The sequence below is a fragment of the Flavobacteriaceae bacterium genome (assembly GCA_003443635.1).
Lineage (GTDB): Bacteria > Bacteroidota > Bacteroidia > Flavobacteriales > Flavobacteriaceae > AU392.
The window spans coordinates 1652934-1679443 of sequence record CP031964.1; the positions used below are offsets into that span (position 1 = coordinate 1652934).

General features: G+C 30.4%; 26 protein-coding genes and 1 tRNA gene. 8 read left to right on the forward strand and 19 right to left on the reverse strand.

Annotated elements, in window-relative coordinates; all coding sequences use genetic code 11:
* Positions 1-349: 349 nt before the first annotated feature.
* Positions 350-426, reverse strand: a tRNA-Met gene (locus D1817_07495).
* Positions 427-557: 131 nt separating this feature from the next.
* Between D1817_07495 and D1817_07500 the strand changes: the two genes are divergently transcribed.
* Positions 558-947 carry an SRPBCC domain-containing protein gene (locus D1817_07500; GenBank protein ID AXT19727.1) on the forward strand — a complete coding sequence of 130 codons (390 nt, stop codon included), beginning with the start codon at positions 558-560 and terminating at the stop codon, positions 945-947.
* Between the two features lie 51 nt (positions 948-998).
* Positions 999-1844: an aminotransferase class IV gene (locus tag D1817_07505; protein AXT19728.1), complete on the forward strand. Its 846-nt coding sequence runs from the start codon at positions 999-1001 to the stop codon at positions 1842-1844.
* Here the strand turns inward: D1817_07505 and D1817_07510 are convergent.
* From D1817_07510 to D1817_07530, 5 genes are all read right to left on the reverse strand, one after another.
* Positions 1841-2401: a YqgE/AlgH family protein gene (locus tag D1817_07510; protein AXT19729.1), complete on the reverse strand. Its 561-nt coding sequence runs from the start codon at positions 2399-2401 to the stop codon at positions 1841-1843. The genes D1817_07505 and D1817_07510 overlap by 4 nt on opposite strands.
* A gap of 112 nt (positions 2402-2513) precedes the next feature.
* Positions 2514-2786 carry an HU family DNA-binding protein gene (locus tag D1817_07515; GenBank protein AXT19730.1) on the reverse strand — a complete coding sequence of 91 codons (273 nt, stop codon included), beginning with the start codon at positions 2784-2786 and terminating at the stop codon, positions 2514-2516.
* Positions 2787-2977: 191 nt separating this feature from the next.
* Positions 2978-3931, reverse strand: a complete 954-nt coding sequence (locus D1817_07520; GenBank protein ID AXT19731.1) for a methionyl-tRNA formyltransferase — start codon at positions 3929-3931, stop codon at positions 2978-2980.
* The gene (locus D1817_07525) at positions 3928-5832 is read right to left on the reverse strand and encodes a RecQ family ATP-dependent DNA helicase (protein ID AXT19732.1); all 1905 of its coding nucleotides are present in this window, start codon (positions 5830-5832) and stop codon (positions 3928-3930) included. The genes D1817_07520 and D1817_07525 overlap by 4 nt, the downstream gene beginning before the upstream one ends.
* Entirely contained in the window at positions 5832-6374 is a 543-nt protein-coding gene (locus D1817_07530; GenBank protein ID AXT19733.1) for an ATPase, read from the reverse strand. Before D1817_07530 ends, D1817_07525 begins: the two co-directional genes overlap by 1 nt.
* 150 nt (positions 6375-6524) lie before the next feature.
* On the opposite strand from D1817_07530, the gene D1817_07535 reads away from it, so the two are divergent.
* The 3 genes from D1817_07535 to murA all read left to right on the forward strand — a co-directional run bounded on the left by D1817_07535 (position 6525) and on the right by murA (position 8993).
* Entirely contained in the window at positions 6525-6818 is a 294-nt protein-coding gene (locus tag D1817_07535; protein ID AXT19734.1) for a DUF493 family protein, read from the forward strand.
* A 125-nt stretch (positions 6819-6943) separates the two neighbouring features.
* The gene (locus D1817_07540; protein AXT19735.1) at positions 6944-7594 is read left to right on the forward strand and encodes a DUF4290 domain-containing protein; all 651 of its coding nucleotides are present in this window, start codon (positions 6944-6946) and stop codon (positions 7592-7594) included.
* A 91-nt stretch (positions 7595-7685) separates the two neighbouring features.
* On the forward strand, positions 7686-8993 hold the full coding sequence (gene murA / locus D1817_07545; GenBank protein ID AXT19736.1) for a UDP-N-acetylglucosamine 1-carboxyvinyltransferase: 1308 nt from the start codon (positions 7686-7688) through the stop codon (positions 8991-8993).
* An 83-nt stretch (positions 8994-9076) separates the two neighbouring features.
* On the opposite strand, the gene D1817_07550 is transcribed toward murA, so the two are convergent.
* The 6 genes from D1817_07550 to D1817_07575 all read right to left on the reverse strand — a co-directional run bounded on the left by D1817_07550 (position 9077) and on the right by D1817_07575 (position 13277).
* Positions 9077-9652, reverse strand: coding sequence for an RDD family protein (locus tag D1817_07550; GenBank protein AXT19737.1), 576 nt, complete (start codon positions 9650-9652; stop codon positions 9077-9079).
* 129 nt (positions 9653-9781) lie between these two features.
* Positions 9782-10153, reverse strand: a complete 372-nt coding sequence (locus D1817_07555; GenBank protein AXT19738.1) for a VOC family protein — start codon at positions 10151-10153, stop codon at positions 9782-9784.
* A gap of 32 nt (positions 10154-10185) precedes the next feature.
* Complete coding sequence (locus D1817_07560) at positions 10186-11628, reverse strand: amidohydrolase (GenBank protein AXT19739.1); 1443 nt, start codon at positions 11626-11628, stop codon at positions 10186-10188.
* 119 nt (positions 11629-11747) lie between these two features.
* The gene (locus tag D1817_07565; GenBank protein ID AXT19740.1) at positions 11748-12110 is read right to left on the reverse strand and encodes a nuclear transport factor 2 family protein; all 363 of its coding nucleotides are present in this window, start codon (positions 12108-12110) and stop codon (positions 11748-11750) included.
* 51 nt (positions 12111-12161) lie between these two features.
* On the reverse strand, positions 12162-12626 hold the full coding sequence (locus D1817_07570; GenBank protein ID AXT19741.1) for a cell division inhibitor: 465 nt from the start codon (positions 12624-12626) through the stop codon (positions 12162-12164).
* The gene (locus D1817_07575; GenBank protein ID AXT19742.1) at positions 12627-13277 is read right to left on the reverse strand and encodes an MIP family channel protein; all 651 of its coding nucleotides are present in this window, start codon (positions 13275-13277) and stop codon (positions 12627-12629) included.
* 116 nt (positions 13278-13393) lie between these two features.
* Between D1817_07575 and D1817_07580 the strand changes: the two genes are divergently transcribed.
* Entirely contained in the window at positions 13394-14242 is an 849-nt protein-coding gene (locus D1817_07580; GenBank protein ID AXT19743.1) for a DUF2911 domain-containing protein, read from the forward strand.
* A gap of 93 nt (positions 14243-14335) precedes the next feature.
* Here the strand turns inward: D1817_07580 and D1817_07585 are convergent, their stop codons facing one another.
* The 7 genes from D1817_07585 to D1817_07615 all read right to left on the reverse strand — a co-directional run bounded on the left by D1817_07585 (position 14336) and on the right by D1817_07615 (position 22680).
* The gene (locus D1817_07585) at positions 14336-16162 is read right to left on the reverse strand and encodes a sodium:solute symporter (GenBank protein AXT19744.1); all 1827 of its coding nucleotides are present in this window, start codon (positions 16160-16162) and stop codon (positions 14336-14338) included.
* 123 nt (positions 16163-16285) lie between these two features.
* A complete protein-coding gene (locus D1817_07590; protein AXT19745.1) occupies positions 16286-18817 on the reverse strand; it encodes a PIG-L family deacetylase in 2532 nt (843 codons plus the stop codon).
* A gap of 94 nt (positions 18818-18911) precedes the next feature.
* Positions 18912-19838 carry a septum formation inhibitor Maf gene (locus D1817_07595; GenBank protein AXT19746.1) on the reverse strand — a complete coding sequence of 309 codons (927 nt, stop codon included), beginning with the start codon at positions 19836-19838 and terminating at the stop codon, positions 18912-18914.
* A 36-nt stretch (positions 19839-19874) separates the two neighbouring features.
* Positions 19875-20468, reverse strand: coding sequence for a septum formation protein Maf (gene maf / locus D1817_07600; GenBank protein ID AXT19747.1), 594 nt, complete (start codon positions 20466-20468; stop codon positions 19875-19877).
* Positions 20468-21379, reverse strand: a complete 912-nt coding sequence (locus tag D1817_07605) for a prenyltransferase (protein AXT19748.1) — start codon at positions 21377-21379, stop codon at positions 20468-20470. The genes maf and D1817_07605 overlap by 1 nt, the downstream gene beginning before the upstream one ends.
* Positions 21380-21404: 25 nt before the next feature.
* Positions 21405-21932: an HAD-IIIA family hydrolase gene (locus D1817_07610; protein ID AXT19749.1), complete on the reverse strand. Its 528-nt coding sequence runs from the start codon at positions 21930-21932 to the stop codon at positions 21405-21407.
* Complete coding sequence (locus D1817_07615) at positions 21916-22680, reverse strand: DUF2520 domain-containing protein (protein ID AXT19750.1); 765 nt, start codon at positions 22678-22680, stop codon at positions 21916-21918. Before D1817_07615 ends, D1817_07610 begins: the two co-directional genes overlap by 17 nt.
* A gap of 60 nt (positions 22681-22740) precedes the next feature.
* Between D1817_07615 and D1817_07620 the strand changes: the two genes are divergently transcribed.
* Both D1817_07620 and D1817_07625 read left to right on the forward strand, forming a co-directional pair.
* Positions 22741-23124, forward strand: a complete 384-nt coding sequence (locus tag D1817_07620; protein ID AXT19751.1) for a group III truncated hemoglobin — start codon at positions 22741-22743, stop codon at positions 23122-23124.
* Positions 23125-23238: 114 nt separating this feature from the next.
* Positions 23239-26457 carry a cytochrome C biogenesis protein gene (locus tag D1817_07625; protein ID AXT19752.1) on the forward strand — a complete coding sequence of 1073 codons (3219 nt, stop codon included), beginning with the start codon at positions 23239-23241 and terminating at the stop codon, positions 26455-26457.
* Positions 26458-26510: the final 53 nt, after the last annotated feature.

The following is a 26510-nucleotide window of genomic DNA, read 5'->3' on the forward strand; positions in this document are numbered from 1 at the left end:
TACAAATTGCAGGCGAATTTTTAGCTTCTAATTCTTTAGAAACTCTTATATATTTTTAAGAATAGGCTAAGCATTTTAATAGTAAATTTTTTCAATAATTTAGGTTTAATAGATTTGGTTAATTTGTTAATAGGGTGCTAATATAACAAATAATCTACAAAATGCAAAAAAAACCGATGAAATGCATTTTTTGTTTAAATTTATTTAAGAATTGTAATTAAAATATAAAGAGAGGTGAGTTGAAATGAAATTATAAGGATACAAGAAATTCACTACTAAAGATCTAAAAGGAAAGTGTGTTCGTATTTTAAAATATAAAAAAAACCCTCTATTTTAAAATAGAAGGTTTTTGTAGCGAGAGGGGGGCACGATCCCCCGACCTCCGGGTTATGAATCCGACGCTCTAACCAACTGAGCTACCTCGCCATAATTTTAAGGCTGCAAATATAAAAACAAAATAGTTGGTGACAAACAATTAGTAGGATAAATTATTTTATAAAATAAGTTTTAAACTCAATAATTAATGTATATATTGACCAACCAATTTAAAAGAACAAATGAACGACAAAATAAAATTCGAGCTTGAATTTCCTATACATGCTTCTCCTCAATTATTATTTCAATATATATCCACTCCATCTGGGTTATCTGAATGGTTTGCAGATAATGTAAATTCTAGAGGAGAATTATTCACTTTTATATGGGATGATAGTGAAGAACAAGCAAAATTAATAACTAAAAAAAGTGGAGAACGTATAAAATTTAGATGGTTAGAAGATGATGAAGATTCTAGTGTGTTTTTTGAAATTAGAATTCAAGTTGATGATATTACTAAAGATGTATCATTAATGGTGACTGATTTTGCTGAAGATGATGAAATAGATGAATCAAAAATGCTTTGGGAAAACCAAATTTCTAGCTTAAAACAAGTTTTAGGATCAGCATAAAAAATGCGTATTAATTAAATATATTTGTCCCGATATATTCGGGACTTTTTTATGATAATAATTAACGGAAATATAATAGAAAATAACAATGTAGCTTTATCTATAAATAATAGAGGGTTTACTTATGGAGATGCAGTTTTTGAAACTATAAAAGTTGTTCATAATAAAATTTTGTTTTGGGAAGATCATTATTTTAGATTAATGGCTTCAATGCGAATTTTAAGAATGGAAATTCCAATGAATTTTACTTTAGAGTTTATTGAAAATCAAATTAATAAGTTAATTAATATAAATGAATTATCTAAATCTTCAGTTCGTGTTAAATTAATAATAAATAGGAAAGAAGGTGGATTGTATACCCCTACAAATAATGATGTTGAATATGTGATTTTGACCAAGCAACTGGATGAAGATTTTTATACGTTAAACGATCAAAATTATCAGATAGATTTATATAAAGATTTTTATGTTGCTCCTGGTTTATTATCAACTCTAAAAAGTAATAATCGACTCATAAATGTAGTAGGAGGGGTATATGCAAAAGAAAACAATTTAGATAATTGTTTGGTACTAAATACTTCAAAAAATGTTATAGAAGCCTTAAATGGAAATTTATTTTTAATAAAAGGAACTACAATTAAAACACCACCATTAGGAGATGGTTGTGTAAAAGGAGTTATGCGTAAACAAATTATCGAAATTTTGAATGCATTACCGGAGTATACAATAAAAGAAGTATCTATATCTCCTTTTGAGCTCCAAAAAGCAGATGAGTTATTTATAACTAATGTAATTACTGGAATTCAACCTGTTACAAACTACAGAAAAAAAACATTTACATCTACATTTAGTGAAATGCTTATAGGGAAATTAAATACAAAAATTAGATTATCTTAATTATATGAAGGGTTTTCAGGAGCATTAGACCAAATACTGTAATCACCTCCAAGTTCTATCATTTTTTCTTTCCAGAATGTGACACAACATTTTTCAATAATATTTTCTTGATAGATATTTTTTGATAAAATCCATGTATTTGATACTAATTCGTTTGTAAGTTGATTATTTTCCCATCCTGAATACCCTAGGAAGAACCGAATATCTTTATCGTTTAAATTACCCTCATTAATTAACCTTGTTACTGAGTTAAAATCACCTCCCCAATAAATGCCATTAGAAATTTCGATACTATTTGGAATTAATTCGGGAATTTTATGAATAAAATATAAATTATCCTGCTCTACAGGGCCTCCATTATAGATTTTAAAAGGTGCACTTATTTCTGGAATTAAATCACTTATTGTATATTCTAAAGGTTTATTTAAAATAAAACCTACAGACCCTTCATCATTATGGTCAGCCAATAAAATGATTGAACGATTAAAAGACATATCACCTATAATAGAAGGTTCGGCAATTAATAAATGACCTTTTTCTAGATTTATGTTAGTCATTTTGGTTGAGTTTTATGCTTAAACATAATGCTTATTTATTAGATAACCAAGTTTTGATTATAAAAAAAGCCTGCCTAAGAGGCAAGCTTTTTTTATATAATGTATCACAAATTTAGTTTACAGCATCACTTAAATCTGATCCAGCTTTAAATTTTACAACATTTTTTGCTTTAATTTTGATAGTTGCTCCAGTTTGAGGGTTTCTTCCTTCTCTTGCAGCTCTTCTTGAAACTGACCAAGAACCAAATCCTACTAAAGATACTCTATTTCCTTTTTGTAAAGATCCTTCGATATCGATTAATAAGCTATCTAATGCTTTCTTAGCAGCTGCTTTAGTAATTCCAGCATTTTCTGCCATTCCATTGATTAAATCTGTTTTGTTCATAAATAAAAATTTAAATTGTTAATATATTTGGGCTAACGTATTTGTTAAAACCTTCTACAAATTTATACGGAATATCCATTCACGCAAGTAATAGCAAGGGAAATGCTTGTTTTTGTTGATAACTTATGTTAAATGTTAATAAAGCCTTAAGTTTTTATTCATTTTTTAATAACATCAATAAACATAGGGGGTTAGAGCATTTTTGCTTCAGAATTAAAATTATACCCGTTTAAAAGAGATTTAATATCCATTTTTCGCTTACCAGGAAGTTTAATTTCTTTTAGTATTATAAAGCCTTGATTTACTGAAACTTTTATTTCTTTTTTAGAAACAATAAGTTTGCCTATAGGAAATGTATGTGTTTCTTTAACTTTTTCAACAGCATAAACTTTTACGTTTAATAAATCTTCGTTGTTTTTGAGTAAACACCAAGCGGTAGGGTAAGGATTAAGACCTCGTACTTTATTATAAATATTATCTAAACTATCTTCTTGCCAGTCTATTTTACAATTGTCTTTATTGAGTTTATATGCGGTCTTAATTCCTGTGCTTTCTACCTGAGGTGTTGTATTTACAGTACCATTTTTAATTAGAGAAACAGTTTTTAATACTAAACTATTGCCCATATGCATTAATTTATCATGAAGCTCTCCAACAGTTTCATCTGTTTCTATATTAACTTCTTCTTGTAGAATCATTTCACCAGTGTCAATTTTCTCATCTATAAAAAAAGTAGAAACCCCTGTTTTAGTTTCACCATTAATAATAGCCCAATTAATAGGAGCAGCTCCTCTATAGTTTGGTAATAACGAAGCATGAAGGTTAAACGTACCATATTCAGGCATTTGCCATACTATTTTAGGAAGCATTCTAAAGGCAACTACAATTTGTAGATTAGCATTTAATGCTGTTAATTCTGAAATGAAATCATCATCTTTTAAATTTGTAGGTTGTAAAATATTTAATTCTTTAGATTTAGCATATACTTTAACAGCGGATTCATTTAACTGTCTACCTCTACCCGCAGGCTTGTCAGGAGCAGTGATAACCCCTACAATGTTATAGTTATTTTCAATTAATCCATTTAAAATGGTTACTGCAAAATCTGGAGTACCCATAAATACAATTCTTAAATCTTTACTCATCTTATTTTAATATAATAGGTGTTTGTATTAGTGATTTCTACAATACCTTGCTCTAATAACTGTTTTAATAATTTATTAATGAGTTCGTCACTAATATCTAAAGTAGCATTTATTTCTCTTGAAGACATTGCTCTGTCTTTTAATAACATAATAATTGCACCCCAGCTTTCTGTTTCATTTTTGCTAGTATAGTTTTTTTTTCTGGTAATACAAACAGAGCAAATACCACAATTTTTAATATCTTTTTCCCCAAAATAGGAGAGAAGCTGAATGCTTTTGCAAATATTATCATTATAGATGTAGTTTAATACAGAATTTATTTGATTTTTTTTATGTGTATTTTGCTGCTCTACAATTTTTGAAACTCTATTAATAGTCTTATCATCTTCTCTAGGTTGAAGAAACATAATTTCGACATCTGTTTTTAATAGTTTTAAAGAGATGATTTCATCACTTTGCAATTTTTCTAATGTTTTGATAATAACACTTTCATCAACACCTACTTTATTAGAAATTAATTGAGTATCTATTTTTATTTCTTGATCAAAAATACCGCCATAAGTTCTCAAGACAGTTTTTATAATAGTATTGGTTTCTTTGTGTGTTTCAATATAATTAAACAAACCAGTATTAGATACTAAAACCTTAACAGTTGTACGATTATAAAATTGAGGTGTTAAACTCACAATACTTGTTCTATCTAAAGTTTGTATGGCATTGTAAGTGATTAATTTGTTAAACTTATAAGTATTGCAGAAATCATTAAATTTAAATTGATGTGATGTAAATTCACCTTCTCCATATGGAATTTGGAAATAGTTACATAGTTTTCGATATACCTTTTTTATAAATTCTACCGATGCAATTACATTTAAAAATTGATTTTTTAAAAACGCTTCATCTCCTTTGTGTTTTAAAATAACTGCATAAGCTTTTTCACCATTTCTGCCAGCACGCCCAGCTTCTTGAAAATAACTTTCGATACTATCAGGGAAATTAATGTGGATTACAGTTTTTACATCTGGTTTATCTATACCCATGCCAAAAGCATTGGTAGCTACCATTACTTGTTTTTGATTGTTTATCCATTGCGAAAAATTAATCTCCTTTTCTTTATTACTTAATCCACCATGATAATAAGTACTTGTAAATCCATTTACTGAAAGCTGATAACTGATTTCTAAAGCATTTTTTCTATTTCTAACATATATGATAGATGAACTTGGGTTTTTCTTTAAAATTTGCTCTATTTTGTACTGTTTATCTTCAGCTTCAAATACCATATAAGCTAAATTTTTTCTTCTAAAAGATTGTTTAAAAATGCTTGGAGCTATAAAATCTAAAGATTTTATAATATCATCAATTACTTTTGGGGTTGCAGAAGCTGTTAAAGCTATAACGTTAGTACTTGGCTGAAGTTTTCTAAGTATAGCTATGTTTTTGTAAGATGGCCTAAAATCGTTACCCCATTGTGAAATACAGTGCGCTTCGTCTACAGCAATAAGGTTTACGTTCATTTGCTTTATTCGTTCTTGTACAATATCGTTCTGTAAGCGCTCAGGAGAAAGATATAAAAACTTGTAATCTCCATAGATACAGTTATCTAATAAAACATTTATATCACTGTATTTAAATTCGCTTGTAAGTGCTATTGCTTTTATTCCTTTTGCTTTTAAAGTGCTTACCTGATCTTTCATTAAAGCTATTAATGGAGAGATCACAATACAAATCCCTTCTTTTGCCAATGCTGGTATCTGAAAACATAAAGATTTACCGCCTCCGGTTGGTAATAAAGCAAAGGTATCTTCACCGTTTATTACTGCATTAATAATGTCTTCTTGCTGCGGTTTAAAACTAGTATAATTCCAATAGCGTTCTAGTATTTGTATTGGATGTTGCATTAATTAATTTCTAAATAGTTTAAAATAAAACTAACACGATTAACAACACTATCAAAAGGAACATCTATTAATTTATATTCATAAGCTTTGTATGTATTTACCAAATGTGTATGAATCTCTTTAGCCTGCTCAAAATCTTCATAGCGTTCACTATCATTTTCAAAAATAGCTTCCCAAGGATTTAAAATAAAGATAGTATCATATGTATTGTTTTTACAAGTGTTTGTGAAAAAATCAGGATACTTTTTTTTTGAATAATTTAAATAAGCAATAATATCTGGGATTCCTCTGTCATAAAACATAATATTGTTAGAAATGGTTTCTGCTTTATTAAATTGTGCTTTTCTCCCTTTTAAAAGAAGTTTACTAAATAGTATAGGATTAGTTAAAAATAATTGATCAATACCTTTTTCTTTGGCATCTATAGTGATTTGACGTGAAATTTCTTCAAAGCAAGTATAATTTTGCTGCATTAATTCTCTAATAATAGATGTTTTACCTGATGCCGGCCCTCCAGTAATTACTATTCGTCTTGTATTCAATTTGGCAAGGTTTTAGCTGTAAAAATCGTAATTAAAAAGGGAAATAAAAAATGTACTGTACAAGAGGTATTATAAAATTAATATCTAGTTGTTTTAATACTCAGAAATAAGGCTTATACTGTATATTTGCATTTCATTAATTACAAGATTATGACAGAGCAACCAGACTCAGAAGCATTTTATAAAAAACTAAAAGAACAATTAGCAGATACAACATTATGGCCATCCGAATACTTATATAAATTTATTGTAGTATCAGATAAAAATAAGGTTAGAGAAATAGCAAAACTTTTTGATAATACAGGAGCAGTTATTAGCACAAAAGAGTCTAAAAATGGTAAATATACTAGTGTCTCTATTAATGTAATAATGAAAAATCCAGATGCTGTAATCGCTAAATACGTAGAAGTTTCTGATAATATTGAAGGTGTGATTTCTTTATAAAAAATAGTGTTTTATTAAACTATTAGGCGATTAAAAAAGAATAAAAAGAACACCCTTTTCGTATATTTTTTGTAATTTGCAAATCTTAAATTTTTAAGCTTCAATAAAAATTCTACACATACATTTTGATAAATCAATTAGAGTACAATACAGAGCGTGAGCATTTAATAATTCCAGAGTACGGAAGGCATATGCAAAAAATGATTAATTACGCTACTACTAGAGAAACTAAAGAAGAACGTAATAAACTTGCTAAATCTATTATAGCTATAATGGGTAATTTGCAACCACATTTACGTGATGTTCCAGATTTCCAACATAAGCTTTGGGATCAGCTTTTTATTATGTCTGATTTTAAACTAGATTGTGACTCACCTTTTGAAAAACCTATACGAGAAGTTTTAGAAGCACGTCCAGAACCATTAAGTTATCCGCAAAACTTTCCTAAATATCGTTTTTACGGAAATAATATAAAAACGATGATAGATGTGGCAAATACGTGGGAAGATGGAGATATGAAAGATGCTTTAGTTTATACTATTGCTAATCATATGAAAAAATGTTTCTTAAATTGGAATAAAGATACTGTTGAAGATTATGTAATCTTTAATCATTTATACGAACTTTCTGGAAGTAAAATCAACTTAAAAGAAAGTACAGAAGATTTAAGTGATGCTACAAGCTTAATGAAATCCAAGCGTAAATTTGCTAATCACAGCAATACCAAAAAGAGTAAAAAAAATAACAATAATAACCGAAATCGTAAGCGTTATTAAATCCTTGTTATTTTAAAGCAAACTTTATAATTTCATTACAATTTTAATATCTTATACAGCAAATATATAATCAAAAAACAGTGATCTATTAATGAGAACATTTAAGATAGAAGGAGGTCATAGGCTTAAAGGAGAAATACAGCCTCAGGGTGCTAAAAATGAAGCATTACAGATATTATGTGCAGTATTATTAACTCCAGAAAAAGTTACGATTAATAATATTCCTGATATCATCGATATTAATAAATTAATAGACCTTTTAGGGAAATTAGGTGTGAAAATTGAAAAGTTGGATCACGGTTCTTATACTTTTCAAGCAGATAATATAAATTTAAAATATTTAGAATCCTCTGAATTTAAAGAAGATGGACGTGGTTTAAGAGGGTCAATAATGATTGTAGGCCCTTTATTAGCGCGTTTTGGAAAAGGATATATCCCGAAGCCAGGAGGAGATAAAATTGGTAGGCGTAGATTAGATACACATTTTGAAGGGTTTATAAAATTAGGAGCTACTTTTAGATATAATCGAGAAGACTATTTTTATGGTGTAGAAGCAGATGAGTTAAAAGGCACTTATATGCTTCTAGATGAAGCTTCTGTTACAGGAACAGCTAATATTGTTATGGCAGCTGTTTTAGCTAAAGGAACAACCACAATATATAATGCAGCTTGCGAACCTTATTTACAACAATTGTGTAAGATGCTTAATAGAATGGGAGCTAAAATCTCTGGTGTTGGTTCTAATCTATTATCGATAGAAGGTGTTAATGATTTAAATGGTACTGAACATACAATGCTTCCTGATATGATTGAAATAGGAAGTTGGATAGGTTTAGCCGCAATGACTAAGAGCGAGCTTACTATTAAAAATGTAAGCTGGGATAATTTAGGGCAAATCCCTGATGTATTTAGAAAATTAGGAATAACTATTGAGCGTAGGGGAGATGATATTTATATTCCTGAACATAATGATGGTTATGAAATACAAAATTATATAGATGGTTCTATTTTAACTATTTCTGATGCACCTTGGCCTGGATTTACGCCAGATTTGTTAAGCATTATTTTAGTAGTTGCTACGCAAGCGAGAGGAAGTGTACTAATACATCAAAAAATGTTTGAAAGCCGTTTATTCTTCGTAGATAAATTGATTGATATGGGGACTAAAGTTATTTTATGTGACCCACATCGTGCATCAGTTATTGGTCACGATTTTAAATCTCAATTAAAAGCCACGACAATGACTTCTCCAGATATACGTGCAGGTGTCTCATTATTAATAGCAGCTTTATCTGCAAAAGGAACTTCTATAATTCATAATATAGAACAGATAGACAGAGGTTATGAGAGAATAGATGAGCGTTTAAGAGCAATTGGAGCTAAAATTGAACGAATTTGAGATACTCTAAATTTTAAAAACATAAAAAAAGAGGCTAAATGATAATATTCAGCCTCTTTTTTTGATACTTACTTTCGTTAATATTACTTTCTGTATACTGCAGTTTTAGCAATCATATCATGTATAGATTGCTTTTTCTCTCCTAATACAAAGAAACAGCCAATAAAAATTACTAAGCCTAATAAAAATCCAAGAGTGCCTATTAGGGCTATACCTGTAATACCTGCAATTAAAGCTAAAATTACATATACATATTTTAATAATGCTCTTGTCCATAAAGTTCCAGCAGAAGCTTTAGAACCATCTACATTTGCATTTTTAATTTTGAGAATCATTTTCCCTACAGATTGTCCAGTCGCGCCTTCAATTAAAAACATGATGATGGTCATTAAAAATACACCAGCCATACTACCAATTATACCTGCAAAAATGGCAGCAAACCCTTCAATAGCTGCTGCTGCATCATCAAAACCTTCTGTTCCAGAAGGATCAGCTGCATCTGGGAAAAATATAGCTACTAATGTAGCTCCTAATACAGCTCCCATAATGGCTCCTACAATTATATTAATTACAAAATCTAATGCAGTAGCGCCTATTCTTGGACCAAATCCGATTTGTTCTTGTTCGTTTTCAAGATTTGTAGTAATCTCTTCACTCATAATTTTTAAAGTTTTAGTTATTTAGTAGATAGCAATATATCAAGATTTATATTACAAATCAAATTTATTAGATAACAAGAGTTTTAAAAAATAACAAAGATTAATCTTTTGAATTAATTCATGACAAATTTATATGTGTTGATCTATTAAAATAGTATTACCATCTGGATCCATTACTACCATGCTTGCTGGCCCTGAAGTAGTTTCATCGATTTCTTTTTTAATTTTAATATTATTAGTTTTAAGATGCTTTTGAATATCTCTAACATCGTCATACGATTCCAGAGTATTTGTACTTTCATCCCAACCTGGATTGAAGGTTAAGATATTATCTTCAAACATTCCTTGAAAAAGCCCTACAAGTGCATTGCCGTTTTTCATAATAAGATAATTGTGTTCAATGTTTCCTGCAAAAACTTCAAATCCCAAAGTTTCATAAAACGTTTTTGATATATTGATGTCTTTTACATTTAGACTTATGGAGAAAGCACCTAATTTCATAGTATTTTTGATTATATAACCTTTAATTCTAATTAATTTCCTTTAGCATTAATTGGTGGTGGTCCTTCAGGAATAATTGCCTTATACACTTCATCACCTTTACGTTCTTTATATTCCGCTTTTACTTTTTCGACCAAATCAGGATCTTCAAATAAATCTCCCATAGTCATAGCCATAGCTTTTGCAGCATAAGTCATTCCTTTATGCCCTATACTCATACCTCCACAAGCTACTACAGCCCAAGAATGCCAAGGTGTATCTTTAGGCGCTGTTGTAACCCTTAAATTAATATTTGCAACATTCCAACTTACATCGCCTACATCTGTAGAACCTCCTCCAGGACTTTCTTTAGTAGCTTCTAATGGTTTAATAGAACTATCCATACCTATTTGTTCTTTTTGTGTCACCTCTTGTATTTTTTTACCAAAAGCAATTTCTTCTGGTGTATACTCAATAGGGCCTAAGAGCTCTAAATTGGATTGCATGATTTTTCCACCTTCACGATTTACCAATACTTCATAAATTCCAGATATCAATGAAACTTTATAATCTACATTCGCCATAATAGCAGCACCTTCTGCCATTTTTTTAACACGCTCATAAACCGGAAGCATCCCTGAACGTTTACTATCCCGAACTCGCATCCATAAACGCGAATAATCTGGAACTACATTTACAACCTGACCGCCATCTTGTATGTGATAATGCATTCTTACAGTGGGTTTTACATGCTCTCTATAATAATTAATACCATTAGTGTATATCTCTAACGCATCAGAAGCACTTCTGCCGTTCCAAGGATCTCCGGCTGCATGTGCTGCTTGTCCGTAAAATTCAATTTTAAAATCAACTAGAGCTAAAGAGCTTTGAACATCTGCCTCTGTTTTTGCTGCTGGGTGCCAGCTTATATTTACATCTACATCATCCCAAATACCAGCATTAACCATCCATATTTTTCCAAAATATTTTTCTTCGCTAGGAGTTCCCATAAATTTAACGGTACCTTTAAATCGTCCACTTTCAATCTGCTCTTTTATAGCGATTGCTGCTCCTAAACTTCCAGCACCAAATAAATTATGCCCACATCCGTGACCAGGCTCCCCTTCGATTATAGGATTTTTAGTTGGAGACGTTTTTTGTGATAACCCAGGTAAGGCATCAAATTCGCCTAAAACACTTATTACAGGTTTCCCTGTACCATAAGTAGCTACGAATGCAGTAGGCATTCCTGCAACACCGCGTTCTACAGTAAAACCTTGCGCTTCTGCATAATCAGATAATATTTTTGAAGATTGAGTTTCTTCGAAAGCAGTTTCTGCAGCAGACCAAATTTTATCACTAATTTCAATAAGATTAGCTTCGTGTTTTTCAATAGATGCAATAATTGCTTTTTTAGTTTTGTTCATCTTCTTTTGAGCAAATGAAAGAGATAACATAAAACAAAATGCAAAAGTGAAGAGCTGTTTAATTTTCATACTATGGTTATATTTTTGATTTGTATAAATATAATGTTTTTATCAAAATGAATTTAGAGCATAAAAAACTCCAATTATATTTAACAATTGGAGTTTTTTATGCGTTAGTTCTAATGTAATTACATCGTATAGAAAAACTGTTCGCTCACTATTTTATTATTTTCATTAATTTCAAACACACAAACTTCTTCCATTTGTTGTCTCCCTCTATCCTTAAATGTAACATCAAAGGACATTTTTGTAGTGAAATGATTTCCAGCAATAATAGGATCAGAGATATCTCCTCCGTGAAACTCTTCAACATTATTTAACCAATCTTCACTCTTTTTATAAACATTCTCACGACCAGAAATAATTTCATCTGGATAACCAGGCATTTCTTTACTAATTACATTTTCATCATAAAGCTCAGTAATGGCTTCTAAATTTTGTCCTTGACGACACATCTCAACTAAACGGTTAGCTACATCTTGCGTATTCATAATTTATGTTTTTTAGATTGAAGCTTAAAGATAAGAAATAGCTTAAAAAAACTATGTATAAACCCCGAATAGTTCTATTAACTTTTGATGCCTGTAATTAAAAATTTCTTCTAATTTTGGCTTTACTATAAATGGATGAACTAATTGTCCTAATATTCCGAAAGGGATTTTATAGTCAATTATATCTTCTATTTCGACTCCCCCATGAATAGCTTTAATAAAATGTTTATGATGCCAAAGTGCATAGGGGCCAAAGCGTTGCTCATCTACAAAATAATGTTTGTCAACTACGTGTGTAATTTCTGTAACCCATTTCGTTTTAATACTTAATACTGGAGTTACAATATATTGAATTATTTGCCCTGCATACATAGGCCTATCGGCTCCTGAAAGTATATGAAACCCCATATAATCTGGTGTAATGACTTTTAAATTTTCAGGGCTAGATAGAAATTCCCACGCCTTATTTACAGAAATAGGAAGGTTCTGTTTTTTGTGTAACTTGTATATTTTCATTTAACAACAATTATCGTCTTTAATAAACTTACAGCTTACTACTGCTAAAATCGCCCCTATAAAAGGAGCAGTTACGTATAACCATAAATGTTCGTAATGTCCTGAAGCAATTGCTGGAGCTAAAGAACGAATAGGGTTCATAGACGCTTTGGTGATTGGTCCAGCAAACATGGCTTCTAATAAAATTGTAGCTCCAACTGCAATAGCAGCTTGTGTTCCAATTTCTTTACTTCCCGTAGATACATTTATGATAACGACCATCAAAAAGAAGGTAAGTAGTAGCTCTATAATAAAAGCTTTAAGAGGCTCAATACTAGGAATAGTGGTCCCTAAAGTTTCGCTTTCTGGAAATAAATAGAGGAGGAGTAAAGCAGCTGCTAGAGCTCCTAAAAATTGAAATATAATATACTTTGGAACTTCTTTCCATTCAAATTTTTTTGCATAGGCAAAACTAACTGTAACAGCTGGATTAAAATGTGCTCCAGAAATTTCTCCAAAAGCATATATCATTGTCATGACTACCAAACCCCATGTCACAGCAACTCCTGGATGTGTTATCTCACCACCAGTAATCTCATTAATAGCCATAGCACCACAACCACAGAATACCATAATAAATGTCCCTAAGAATTCAGCTGTGTATTTCTTCATCTTTTAAAAATTAGTTTCGAGCAAAGATACAATCTCTTGTTTTAAGCTAAAGTTAAGATATAAATTATGTAATTTTATAGCATTAATTTGATAACCATATCTAAAAATCACTAAAAATGAAAAAAATAGTATTATTAGTACTAGCATTTGTTATGATGTATAACGTAAATGCACAAATACAAACACCACAACCTAGTCCGTTTTCTAAAGTAGAGCAAAAAGTGGGGTTAACTGATGTAACATTAGAATATTCTAGACCAGCAATGCGAGGAAGGAAAATTTTTGGAAACTTAGTGCCATTTGGAGCAATCTGGAGGACAGGAGCAAATGCTAGAACAAAAATTAATTTTAGTACAGATGTTACTATAGACGGACAAACTCTTAAAGCTGGCTCTTACGCTATTTTCACTAAACCAGAAGCTAACTCTTGGGAAGTTTACTTTTATACAGAACATCAAGGTAATGGGGCACCTCAAGAATTAGACGAAAGTAAAGTTGCAGCAAAAACTACAGTAACTGCAAACCAAATTCCAATTACTATTCAATCGTATACAATGTCTATTGATGATATTACAAATACTACAGCTAATATTGGCATTATATGGGAAAATACCTATGTGGGGATTCCGTTTGGAGTACCTACCGATAAGGCAGTTATGGCAAGTATAGATAGGGCAATGAGTGGTTCTCCTAGTGAAAACGATTTTTATGCAGCTGCAGTATATTATTTAGAAAACGAAAAAGATATCACTAAAGCTAAAACTTGGATTGATAAAGCTATTTCTCTAACCAATGCTGAACCACGTTTCTGGTTTTTAAGACAACAATCATTAATATATGCTAAAGCAGGAGATAAAAAAGGAGCAATTGCTGCTGCTAAAAAATCTCTTCAATATGCAGAGACAGCTGGAAATGCTGATTATATTAAATTGAATAAAGATTCTATTGCTGAGTGGATAAAATAATAAAATGCAACTTTAATTTATAGAAAAAGAGCATAACGAAAGTTATGCTCTTTTTTATTATATCGATAATCTGATTTATTATTTCTCTACAAATTATAAATCATCAGTAGATTTCGTTTTGCTGAATGATTGAATAAGCATTGCTATTATAATTACAAGTATACATCCCACGAAATTTAACCATAGATATGGAAGGTTTATAATTTCGTATTCATCTAAAAAGTATAAACTGATAATAGTAATTTGAGTAATAATTGCAGCAACAAATACAGCATTAGCTTTTATAAATTTAAAGAAAAACCCTAACAAGAAAATACCTAGAACGTTTCCGTAAAAAATGGAACCAATAATATTAACTAATTGGATTAAGTTTTCAGCCAAATTGGCAAAACATGCAATAATAATTGCAACAATACCCCAACCAAAAGTGAACCATTTGGTAGCCTTTACCATGTGACCTTCTCCTTTATTTTCTTTTTGATTTCTTCCGTATAAATCTATAGATGTAATAGTTGCTAATGCATTAATTTCTGAAGCTGTTGATGACATTGCGGCAGATAAGATCACTGCCAATAATAACCCAATAAGACCAATAGGTAGATTTTTTAATACAAATGTGATAAACATATAATCTCTATCATTTGTTTTTGTGTCTTTAGCAGCGTCTCCATATAAAGTTTTCAATTCAGCTTGTTTTTCCTTATAAGCTTCACTTTCAGGATTTGTTTTAAGAGCTAAAACCTCTGAATTTAATTTATCATAATCGTTTGCATACACAGTGTCAATAGCTTTCTTAATTAAGAATTTTGACTCCAAACGATGAACTCTTTCAATACTATCTAAAGCAATTAAATTTTTTCTAGTAGTTGAATTATCACTTTTAGCAAGTTGTATACTTAATTCTTTTTTCTGTTCAAAAAGAACATTTTGCTTTTGTTGAAGTTCTTGATATTGTTGTGAATACTCTGAATTTAATACCGCTTTTGTTGATGAATCTATAAAATTTAATGGCGCAGGATTAAATTGATAAAATACAAATACCATTACACCAACTAAAAGAATAAAAAATTGCATAGGTACTTTTAATAAACCGTTAAAAAGTAATCCTAACTGCATCTCTTTCATTGACCTTCCAGAAAGATAACGTTGTACTTGGCTTTGATCAGTTCCGAAATAAGAAAGCATTAAAAACGTACCTCCTATAAGTCCAGTCCAAACGGTATATCTATTTTCTAAATCAAATGAAAAATCTAAGATTTCCATCCTTCCGCTTGCTCCAGCTATATCAAGTGCATTAGTAAATGAAACGTCTTCTGGGATTAAATTTAAAATAATAAATAATGCTGCTAACATCCCTGCAAAAATGACAATCATTTGCTGCTTTTGAGTCACATTAACAGCTTTAGTTCCTCCAGAAACTGTATAAATAATAACAAGTAATCCTATAATAATATTGAGATATACTATATTCCAATCTAATACAACAGATAATATAATGGCAGGCGCAAAAATAGTAATCCCAGCTGCTAATCCTCTTTGTATTAAAAATAAAATAGCTGTAAGTGTTCGTGTTTTTAAATCAAATCGCTTTTCAAGATATTCATAGGCAGTAAACACTTTTAAGCGATGATATAACGGAATAAATACTAAACAAATTATAACCATCGCAATTGGCAATCCAAAATAAAATTGAACAAACCCCATTCCATCAGAATAAGCTTGTCCAGTAGTAGACAAGAAAGTAATCGCACTAGCTTGAGTAGCCATTACAGATAAACCTATAGTCCACCATTTTGAAGTATTACCACCTCGTACATAATCTTGTACGTTTTTACTTCCTCTTGTTTTCCAAGTGCCGTATCCAACAATAGTTAATAATGTGATACAAAGCACTACCCAATCTATCCAATTTAGTTGCATATTATGAGAATGTAGCAGTTATTAAATAGAAAAGAATGATGTAAAGCACATTAGCAATAAGGACAATGGAGTATAACTTCTTCCATTTTTCTTTAGGTTGAATGTTGTCGGACATATTAAGTTTTAATCGTTTAGTTTTTTGTCAATTTTTATATTGTCTTTCCCAATGGATAACATATTTGCAAATAATCTATAAGCTCCAGAAACACCAGCAGGAAATTCTCTAAAGAAACTTAAACCTGTATAAATGTAATGTCCTTTACCGTATTTAGCCACAAGTAAACTACCATTTTTTGGTGTTTCTCCATTATCATTTATTGAAATAATAGGAGTGAATTCACTAGCCCATTCATTTGGAAAATATAAACCTCGCTCCTGAACCCATCCCTCAAAGTCATTTTTTGTAATTTTATTAGGGTAATTTAATATAGAGTGATTTGTATTTAAAAAACGTACTTCTGCATGTTCATCTGTAACACGATCACGAGACAATTTTAAATCAAATGGAGCTAATTCTTTAGTATCCACAGTTAATCTAAAACTAGTATTGTATTGTACAATCATATTACCGCCTTGTGCCACAAAATCTAATAAGTGCCTTTGTCTAAATTTTAACTCAGCAATAGTATTGTATGCTCTAATTCCAACAACTACTGCATCAAATTGAGATAGATATTCTGGAGTAATCTCTTCAGGCTTAATTTTTATAACATTATATCCAATTTGCTCTAAACTTTCAGGAACTACATCACCAGCACCTTCTATATAAGCAATATTATTACCTACTTTTTGAATATCTAAACGAACCACCTTACTTTCGCTAGGTAACAATACAGTTTGAATAGGAATATGACTATAATTAATCTCTATTAATTCTTTTGAATATATCTTTCCATCAATATTAACTTTAGGGGTAATAATTCCTTCACTTTGAAATTGAGGAGGAGTGATTGTAAATACTAATGTTCTAGTTTCACCTTTATTGACAATATTAATATCTTGAGGAGGTGTTACTTTCCAACCTGTTGGAATATCTAAGCTTACACTTCCTCTTAAGTTATCTCTTCCTGCTGTTATTGTAACTGGTATTTCTTTTTGTTTATCATTTTCAAAAATGAATACTTTATCATTAATGCTTACTGCTACTTCAGGAATAATTTCAAATGGACGATATAATTCACCTTTATCTGGTTGCGAATAGCGATATACCAAATCTTTAGTAAATGTGATAGGTATTTTATTTATAGTTAAATAAAAATCTACAGTTACAGTTCGTGGTGTTTCTGGTAAACCAATTAAAGTGTCATCATTTACATGATACATTCCTAAACTTCCTTTATTATCTAACCAATATGGAGAAGTAGTATGTAATGTATTTGGAATAGTAATTTGTTCTCTAAAGTTTTGACGCGTGTTTTCTTTTAATGTCGTATTTTTTAGAATAGGAGTATTTGTTGTTGAAATATTATAAGAAAGTAATTCTATTTCTATATTACTTCTGTTTAAAGCTTCAATATTTAAATTAATGTCACTACCTGTACTTACTGTAGGTAAGCTAACAGATGCTTCTAAATACAATCCAGCACAAGCTTCAATAATAGCTTTTAATTCTTTACTCTTAATCGTTTTCCAGTGCGCATCACTTGTTTTTTGAAGTAAATTGTAAGCTATAAGTAACTCTGGTAAATGAGTTGATGGGTCTTTAAAATTAAAATTCTTTTCAATATCATATAAAATACTACCTATAAACTGACCGCCTTCACCAATACGATTCCAAGTAGTATCTACACCAGAAAATACATTAGACTTATCCTCTGGGAATTCTCCCTTTAAAAATTCAATATACTCCTGTTGTGAGCCACGTCGTGTTAACCTACCAAACCCTTGACAAAGATGTTGACTACTAGCTAAAGATGCTACTTCATTATTAGATAATCCTTTTAATGGATAATAAACGCCTACATCAAAATTTATTAAATCTTTACTTGCTTTATCAAAATCTTCTTGATTTCTATAAAAAAACCGCCCTGTGTTAAAGAAGAGGCGTTTAGGTTGCCAAACATCTACATTTTTAAGTTGATCTGGAAATGCGTTTTTGTCATTTACCAAATCAAAAGCTTCAACACTTAGCATTGCAGAACTCGTATGATGTCCATGTGTTGTACCTGGTGTTCTATGGTTAAATCTATTAATAATTACGTCTGGTTTAAATTTTCGTATAGCCCAAACTACATCACTTAATACATTATCTTTTTCCCAGATTTTAAGCGTCTCGTCTGGATGCTTAGAATACCCGAAATCGTTGGCTCTTGTAAACATTTGCTCACCACCGTCTACACGTCTTGCAGCCAAAAGCTCTTGTGTACGAATAACTCCCAATAGTTCTCTAATTTCTGGCCCAATAAGATTTTGACCACCATCACCTCTAGTTAATGAAAGGTAAGCAGTTCTTGCCTTAACTTTATTAGACATATAAGAAATTAAACGTGTATTCTCATCATCTGGATGTGCAGCAACATATAAAACTGAACCTAAAAAATTTAGTTTTTGAATAGATTCTAAAATTTCTGAAGCTGATGGTTTTTGTGGTTGCTGTGCTTGGGGCACATAAGAAGTAAATATTACTAAAAGTAATATAAGTATTGGTTTTCGCATTATAAAATTAGATTTTTGCTAATCTGCCAAATATAAAAAAGACAGTTAGGATACAAACAGGTTTTAATCTTTATTTAACGAATAAAAAAATGCATTAATTAAGTTGAAGTACTTCTCTTAAAGCTTCATCTTTAGGGCTGTTTTTACCCCAATAAGGAGATTTTATTGTTACTTTTTTTGTCGCTGTTGTTATTAGTGTTTTTCCTCTTCGTTGAGATGTTTCTGTCCATCCAGAAACATCATAAGGAAAAACTTCATTAAATGAAATTACTAGTGTACGTTGTAAATCGGGATATTCAATAGTATAACTTCCTTTTGTTAAAGTTGCTTTAGCTTTATAAGCTTTAGTTGGCCTATGAGTTAAACGAAAGTATTCTAAAGAAGGAATAATTTGTAGATTACCAATTGGTAAACTTTTAGGGTCAATACGAAGTTTAGTCCAAAGCTCGTTCTCTAAAATAGCTTTATCTAATGAAAGATCATTATCAGCATCTCTTTCGAAATATGCATGTGATTTGATTTCAAATTTACCTCTATTATTTAATTGTGCATATTGGTGCCCACACCATTCTTGTACAGAACTTGATACTTTTATAGCATGTCGATTATTTGAAACAGGGAAAAAAGTACTCTGCATAATTGAATAAGGATAAATACCAGTAATAAAATTTTTAGTTCTGTTTAATTTTAAAATAGGTATATTATTTGGATTTTGGCGATCAGCTTTTACTTGTTTTTCAGGTAAAAAATCTTCGGTAACATATATTAAAACAGCACTCCCATCTCTTGGCTCTCCATATTGTACTTGTTTTAAGTTATAAGAAGTAATTTCTGCTTCTCCTGAATACCAATATTTTTTAAACTCTTCAGAAAGATCAGTAGCTTCTTGGTAAATTTCTTTTGAGGTTTCAAGATTCGTTGCTAAAACCTCAGATTTAGAAGTTTCATTTTTACAAGCATTAAAGCTCAATAAAAGAATACTAGCAATAAAAACCCGATTGATATAATATAACGTTTTCATTTTTTAATCATTTTAAATTAGCATAAAGTTACAATGCTATGACTTATCTACAAGTTCATTTAACGTTTCGTAAACAAGATGTACAGGCAATCCCATTACGTTAAAATAAGAGCCTTCAATTTTAATGACACCAATTTGACCTATCCATTCCTGTATACCATAAGCCCCGGCTTTATCCAAAGGATTATAAGTATTGATATAATACCAAATTTCAGCATCTGTTAAATTTTTAAAAGTAACTTTTGTAGTTGCATATACTGTTTTTTGAGTTGTTTTAGTTTTAAAACAAACCGAAGTAATCACCTCATGTTCTTGCCCACTTAGTGATTGTAACATTTTAAATGCATCTTGATGGTCTAAAGGTTTTCCTAATGCTTTATTATTGTGCCAAACTATGGTATCACTAGTAATTAAAATAGTATTATCTTTTAAACTATTATCGAAAGGAAGTGATTTTAATTGTGCTAAATAATTACTGATTTCAATATGACGTAAACGTTTTGGGTATTCTTCTTTTACAGGTTTTAATATAATTTTAAAATCCAGACCTAAATCCTTAAAAAACTGTTGTCGTCTAGGTGAACCAGATGCAAGAACTAATGTATAATCTTTTAATTTTTCGTTTAGCATTATTTTAAAATAAAAGGATAAAGTAAGATAGATAAAATACCTGTTAGCATTATTAGTTTTAAAAGATTAGATAGTGTTTGCAATTCTTTTTTTGTTTCAACATTAAAAACCCTAATTGTAAAATAGAATAGCGGAGCGATAATAAAAATAATAAAATAACCTACAGAAACAGGCTGTTTATACAAATAATTAATAACGTAATATACAATTGCAAATAGTGAAATTAATGAAAATCCAAAAACCACTTTAGTTGCACGTTCTCTACCGATTACTATTGGTAATGTTTTCATTTCTAATTTGTTGTCGCCATCAATGTCTTGAATATCTTTAATGATTTCACGTAATAAATTAATCATAAATGCAAATAGGGCATAGTCTAACAAAATGTTAAATAGAGTTAATTGTAATTGCTGATTTTGAATTGTAATCGCAGGTAATAATTCAAATAACCCAACGATTATAATGCCCATTCCTACTAATGCCGACACAATTATATTACCTATTAAAAATGTTTGTTTTAAATAAGTAGCATAGATATAAAGTAATGCAGAAATAATCACAAATATTGCTGAAAAACCGCTTCTTCCAATAAAATTAGAAAGATAGAATCCTAAACCAATACCGATCACAGAAAAAATAATAAAATAAGTGAGTCCTGCTTTTTCCGAAATTGTTTTACTAATGATTACCTTATTGGGTTTATTTATTAAATCTGTTTCTACATCGTAAATATCATTAATAATATTTCCTGCTGCTGCAATGCATAATGTTGCTATTACTAGCAGGGTAAATACAAAATCGTTTAATGTAATTTCAACATTAAAAGGTTTGAATAAAGCATATTTAATTAAATATTGCACTAATGCAATCATTAATAAGTTTTTCCAACGGATGAGGTTTAATAGAGACATTAACTGTTGGTTTGTTCAAAATAAATCAATCGTACTTTGCATCAAAATTACTATCCCATTTACCTTGTACTTTAAGTACTTGTTCAATCACATCACGAACAGCTCCTTTTCCACCATTTTTATGAGAAATATACTTGGAAATGGTTTTTACTTCATTAGCCGCATCTTGAGGACAGCATGGTAAAATAACTTGTTTCATAATAGGAACATCAGGAATATCATCACCCATATACAATACACTATCTGGGTTTATTTCATAAATATGTAAGTATTCCTCATATTGTTTAATCTTTTGATGTGCCCCGAGATAAATATCTTTAACACCTAAGCCCTTTAATCGGTTTCGAACACCTTCATTAGAGCCTCCAGAAATAATACAAATGTTATAACCTTTATCAATAGCAGTTTTTATAGCGTAACCATCTTTAATATTCATTTTACGTAGCATTTCACCTGAAGTCATAATGGTAACAGTACCATCAGTAAGCACACCATCTACATCAAAAATAAAAGTTGTAATTTGCTCTAAATATTCTTTATAACTTTTTGCCATAAGTATCTTGTATTGATTTTGTCATAAGCTCATAAACAGCTTTATGTTTTTTATTGGTTAAAGCACTTAAATGCTTTTGAATTGTTTTTTTATCGTTACGCTTTGCAGGCCCAGTTTGTGCCATAAAAGGAGATAATCCTTCTATTTTACGAGCTGTTTCTTTAATTAAAGGTTTTAATATATCAAATTCTACATTTGAGGCTTCTGTGATCTCATGCCCAATACGATAGAGCTGATTACTAAAATTATTGACAAACACAGCAGCGAGATGTAAAGCACTGCGTTGTTCTGAGTTCACTTTATAAAAAGGACTGCCAATTTCATTAGCTAAAGTTTTTAGAAGATTAAGATCTGCTTTTCGTTCAATTTCTATGCAAATCGGAACTTCAGAAAAATCTATTTCTGCTGTTTTTGAAAATGTTTGTAATGGATAAAATACACTACGATGATTTTTATTATTTAGATCAGGTAAACCTACACTTCCAGAGGTATGTGCTATAAGTTTATTACTAAATGGAAGCTTAGACGATAACGACGCAATGGCATCATCACTAACAGCAATAATATAAATATCTGCATCATTCAAATCAGATAATTTATCTGTGATTGCTGTTTTATTAGAAAAAACTTGAATATCATTTAAATTACGAGCATACCATTGCGAAACAGATATGTTTTTTGCATTGTAAAAAGCATTAAATAAATGCGTTGCAACGTTTCCTGCGCCTATTATGACGGTGTTTATCATGAAGCTAAAATAAGTAAGTCTTGTGGTATTTAAAAGTAGATTACTATATCTTTGTAAACAATGATTAAAAAAGATATTAAAACGCGAGAGGATGTATTTTTATTAGTGAGTTCATTCTATAAAAAAGTAAGAAACGATAGTGTTTTGGGACCTTTTTTTAATACTACTATTAAAGATTGGGATGCACATTTTGAGCTTTTAACTACATTTTGGGAATCAAGTTTGTTTTTAAAAACAAAATATTTAGGAAACCCTATGGAGGCTCATATTAAAGTAGATAAAGTTCATAATAACACAATCACAGAATTACATTTTGGACTTTGGCTTAACCTTTGGTTTCAAACAATTGATGAGCTTTTTGAAGGAGATTATGCTGAAAATGCAAAACGTAGAGCTCGAAAAATGGGAACATTTTTATATTTAAAAATATTTGAAGCTAGATAACACTAAATATAATACTTTATGAGGGAATAATGTCCTGTTAAAACATTGTGGATTAAAGCATCTTTATAAAGAAATTAATTACCTTTGCACGACTTTAAAATAGACGTTTTCGCTATGTTGAAAAAACTTTCCAATATTCTGTTTTCCACTCGACTTACTGGTATTTTATTTATTGTTTTTGCGGCTGCAATGGCTACAGGAACATTCATGGATGCAGGGCAAGATACTTCTCCAACACCTTACTCTAGAAACTTAATTTACAATACCTGGTGGTTTGAAGGTATTATGTTTATGTTTATGGTTAATTTTTGTGGTAATATTTTTCGCTACCGTTTATTTAGAAAAGAAAAATGGTCTGTTTTAATATTACATTTATCTTTCATTTTTATTTTATTAGGTGCATTTATTACACGCTATATTGGATTTGAAGGCGTGATGAGTATTAGAGAAGGTGCAACAGAAAATACTTTTTTAAGCCGAAACACATATATCACTGCTTATGTAGATGGAGATTATTATGTTGATGGCGTACAACAGCGTTTACCCATTTATAAAGAAGTTGATTTTTCACCTCGTCTAAAAAACAAGTTTAAATATAAAACAAATTATAACGGGCAACCAATTATCATAGAACTACAAGATTTTATAGCTGGTGCCGAGGAGGATATTGTTGAAAGTGATTCTGGAGATTCATATTTAAAAATAGTTGAATCTGCTGGAGGACAACCTCATAATCATTTTTTAAAAGTTGGTGATATTGCTAGTATTCATAATGTTTTGTACGCATTAAACAAACCTACAAATGGCGCGGTAAATATAACTTATACAGATAGTACATTAACAATTCAATCTCCTTATGAAGGAGATTATTTAGTAATGGCAACGCAACAACAGGGCACTGTAGTAAAAGATAGCGTGCAGCCTTTGCGATTAAGATCCTTATATACTATTGGGAATCAGTCCTTAGTGTTTCCAAAACCTGTAGTAAGAGGCAAATTTGCTGTCGTAAAAAAATCAGAACGTCTTAAAAATGATGAAGATGGAGTTATATTAAAGATAACTGCAAATGGAGAAACTAAAACTGTAGGTCTTGTTGGTAGCCAAGGTAGAGATAATGCATTTAAAGAAATTAAAATAGGTGGATTAGATTTTGCATTTAAATATGGTTCAAGAGTACAGAAATTACCTTTTGATGTAAAGTTGAATGATTTTATTGCAGATAAACAACCAGGGACAGAAAATGTGTTTTCTGCCTTCGCTAGTGAAGTAACTATTATAGATAGTAAAGAAGGAGATTATGATTATCGCATTTTTATGAATAATATTTTAGATCATCAAGGCTATCGTTTTTTTCAAAATGCATTCGATCCAGATGAATTAGGAACAATTTTATCGGTTAATCATGATGCTTGGGGAACCAGAATTACATATTTAGGATATTTGCTATTATATTTTGGGTTAATGGCCATTATGTTTGCTAAAAACACACGTTTTGATTATTTGAGAAATCAACTAGAAAAAATAAAATCTAAAAAATCAAAACTGCTTTCGGTAATACTTATTGCATTTGCACTAAACAGCCAGGCACAAGAGCAACACAGTGCAAATGATGGCCATGATCATAGTAGTAACCCTGTTGCAAGAATTGCACCAGATAAAACGGTTGTTGATTCTATCTTAAAAGCTAACATACCTCCTAAATCTGAAGCTGATAAATTTGGAAGACTTGTTATACAGGACCTTGGTGGGCGAATGATGCCTATAAATACATATGCTTCAGAATTATTACGAAAATTAAGTAAAAGTGATACTTATGAAGATATTGAAGCAAATCAGGTGTTTTTATCCATTCAGGAAAGTCCAATATTATGGTATAATGTTCCAGTCATTTATTTAAAGAACAAAAAAGCAGACACTGTTAGAGATATTATTGGAATTGAGTATTCTCAAAAATATGCAACTCTAGCCGATTTTTTTACTGATGATGGTGTATATAAATTAGAACCTTACAGAAGGGAAGCTTATGAAACTGCTCCTCATCTAAGAAACGGATATCAAAAAGAATTTATTGAAGCAGATGAGCGTGTTAATTTACTGTATAATAGTATTGAAGGGCGTTATTTAAAATTATTTCCAATTCCAGATCATGAAAACAATAAATGGGTTTCTGCATTAGAAAATCAAGAGACTGATTATCAAATTAGTGATTCTCTATATGACAAGTTTATAAATACTGGATTTAAAGCTTATTTGTATATGCTTAATCAAGGTAAAACTACAGGAGATTTTACTGAAAGTCAACGCTTGTTAGAAGCTGTAAAACGTACACAGCTTAAGTATGGAGGAGAAGTGATGTTAAGTGATAAAAAGATAGATACAGAAATACAATATAATAAATACGATATTTTTAAAAAACTCTTTAGTTGGTATATGTATGCAGGTACATTAATGTTTATCTTTTTAATTGTTCAGATTTTTAAAGATAGAAGTAAAGCTATAAGTATAAGCGTAAAGATCTTTAAGTATATTATTATTGGGTTATTTGCATTGCATACTTTAGGACTAATTGCAAGGTGGTATATTTCTGGTCATGCACCATGGAGTGATGCTTATGAGTCAATGATATATGTAGCTTGGGCAACGATGTTATTTGGATTGCTTTTTGGTAGAAAAAGTGAAATCACAATTGCAGCCACAGCGTTTGTAACTTCTATGATTTTAATGATTGCACATTGGAATTGGATGGATCCTGCCATTGCAAATTTACAACCAGTTTTAGATAGTTACTGGTTAATGATACACGTTGCAGTTATTGTAGGGAGTTATGGGCCATTTACATTAGCAATGATTTTAGGTATAGTTGGATTATTCTTAATGTTACTAACTAATAAAACTAATAAGGATAAGATGTGGCTCAATATCAAAGAGCTTACAATTATTAATGAAATGTCTATGACTGTTGGTTTGGTAATGCTAACTATCGGAAACTTTTTAGGAGGTATGTGGGCTAACGAAAGTTGGGGGCGTTATTGGGGTTGGGACCCTAAAGAAACTTGGGCATTAATAAGTATTATGATTTATGCATTTGTGTTACATATGCGTTTAATTCCTGGGTTACGAGGGCGTTTTGGATTTAATTTAATGTCTATTTTTGCTTTTGCGAGTATTATGATGACATATTTTGGTGTAAACTTCTATCTTGCTGGACTACATTCTTATGCAAAAGATGACCAAGAGATAAGTGTTTTATACGCAGGTATTTCTGTTGCCGTAATTGCTCTTATTGCATTTTTTGCTTATAGAAAATACAAACTATATTTTAGTAAAACATAGAGCTTAAATTCTCAAATAGAATTTGTAACTCAACTCTCCATAAGCTCAATTTA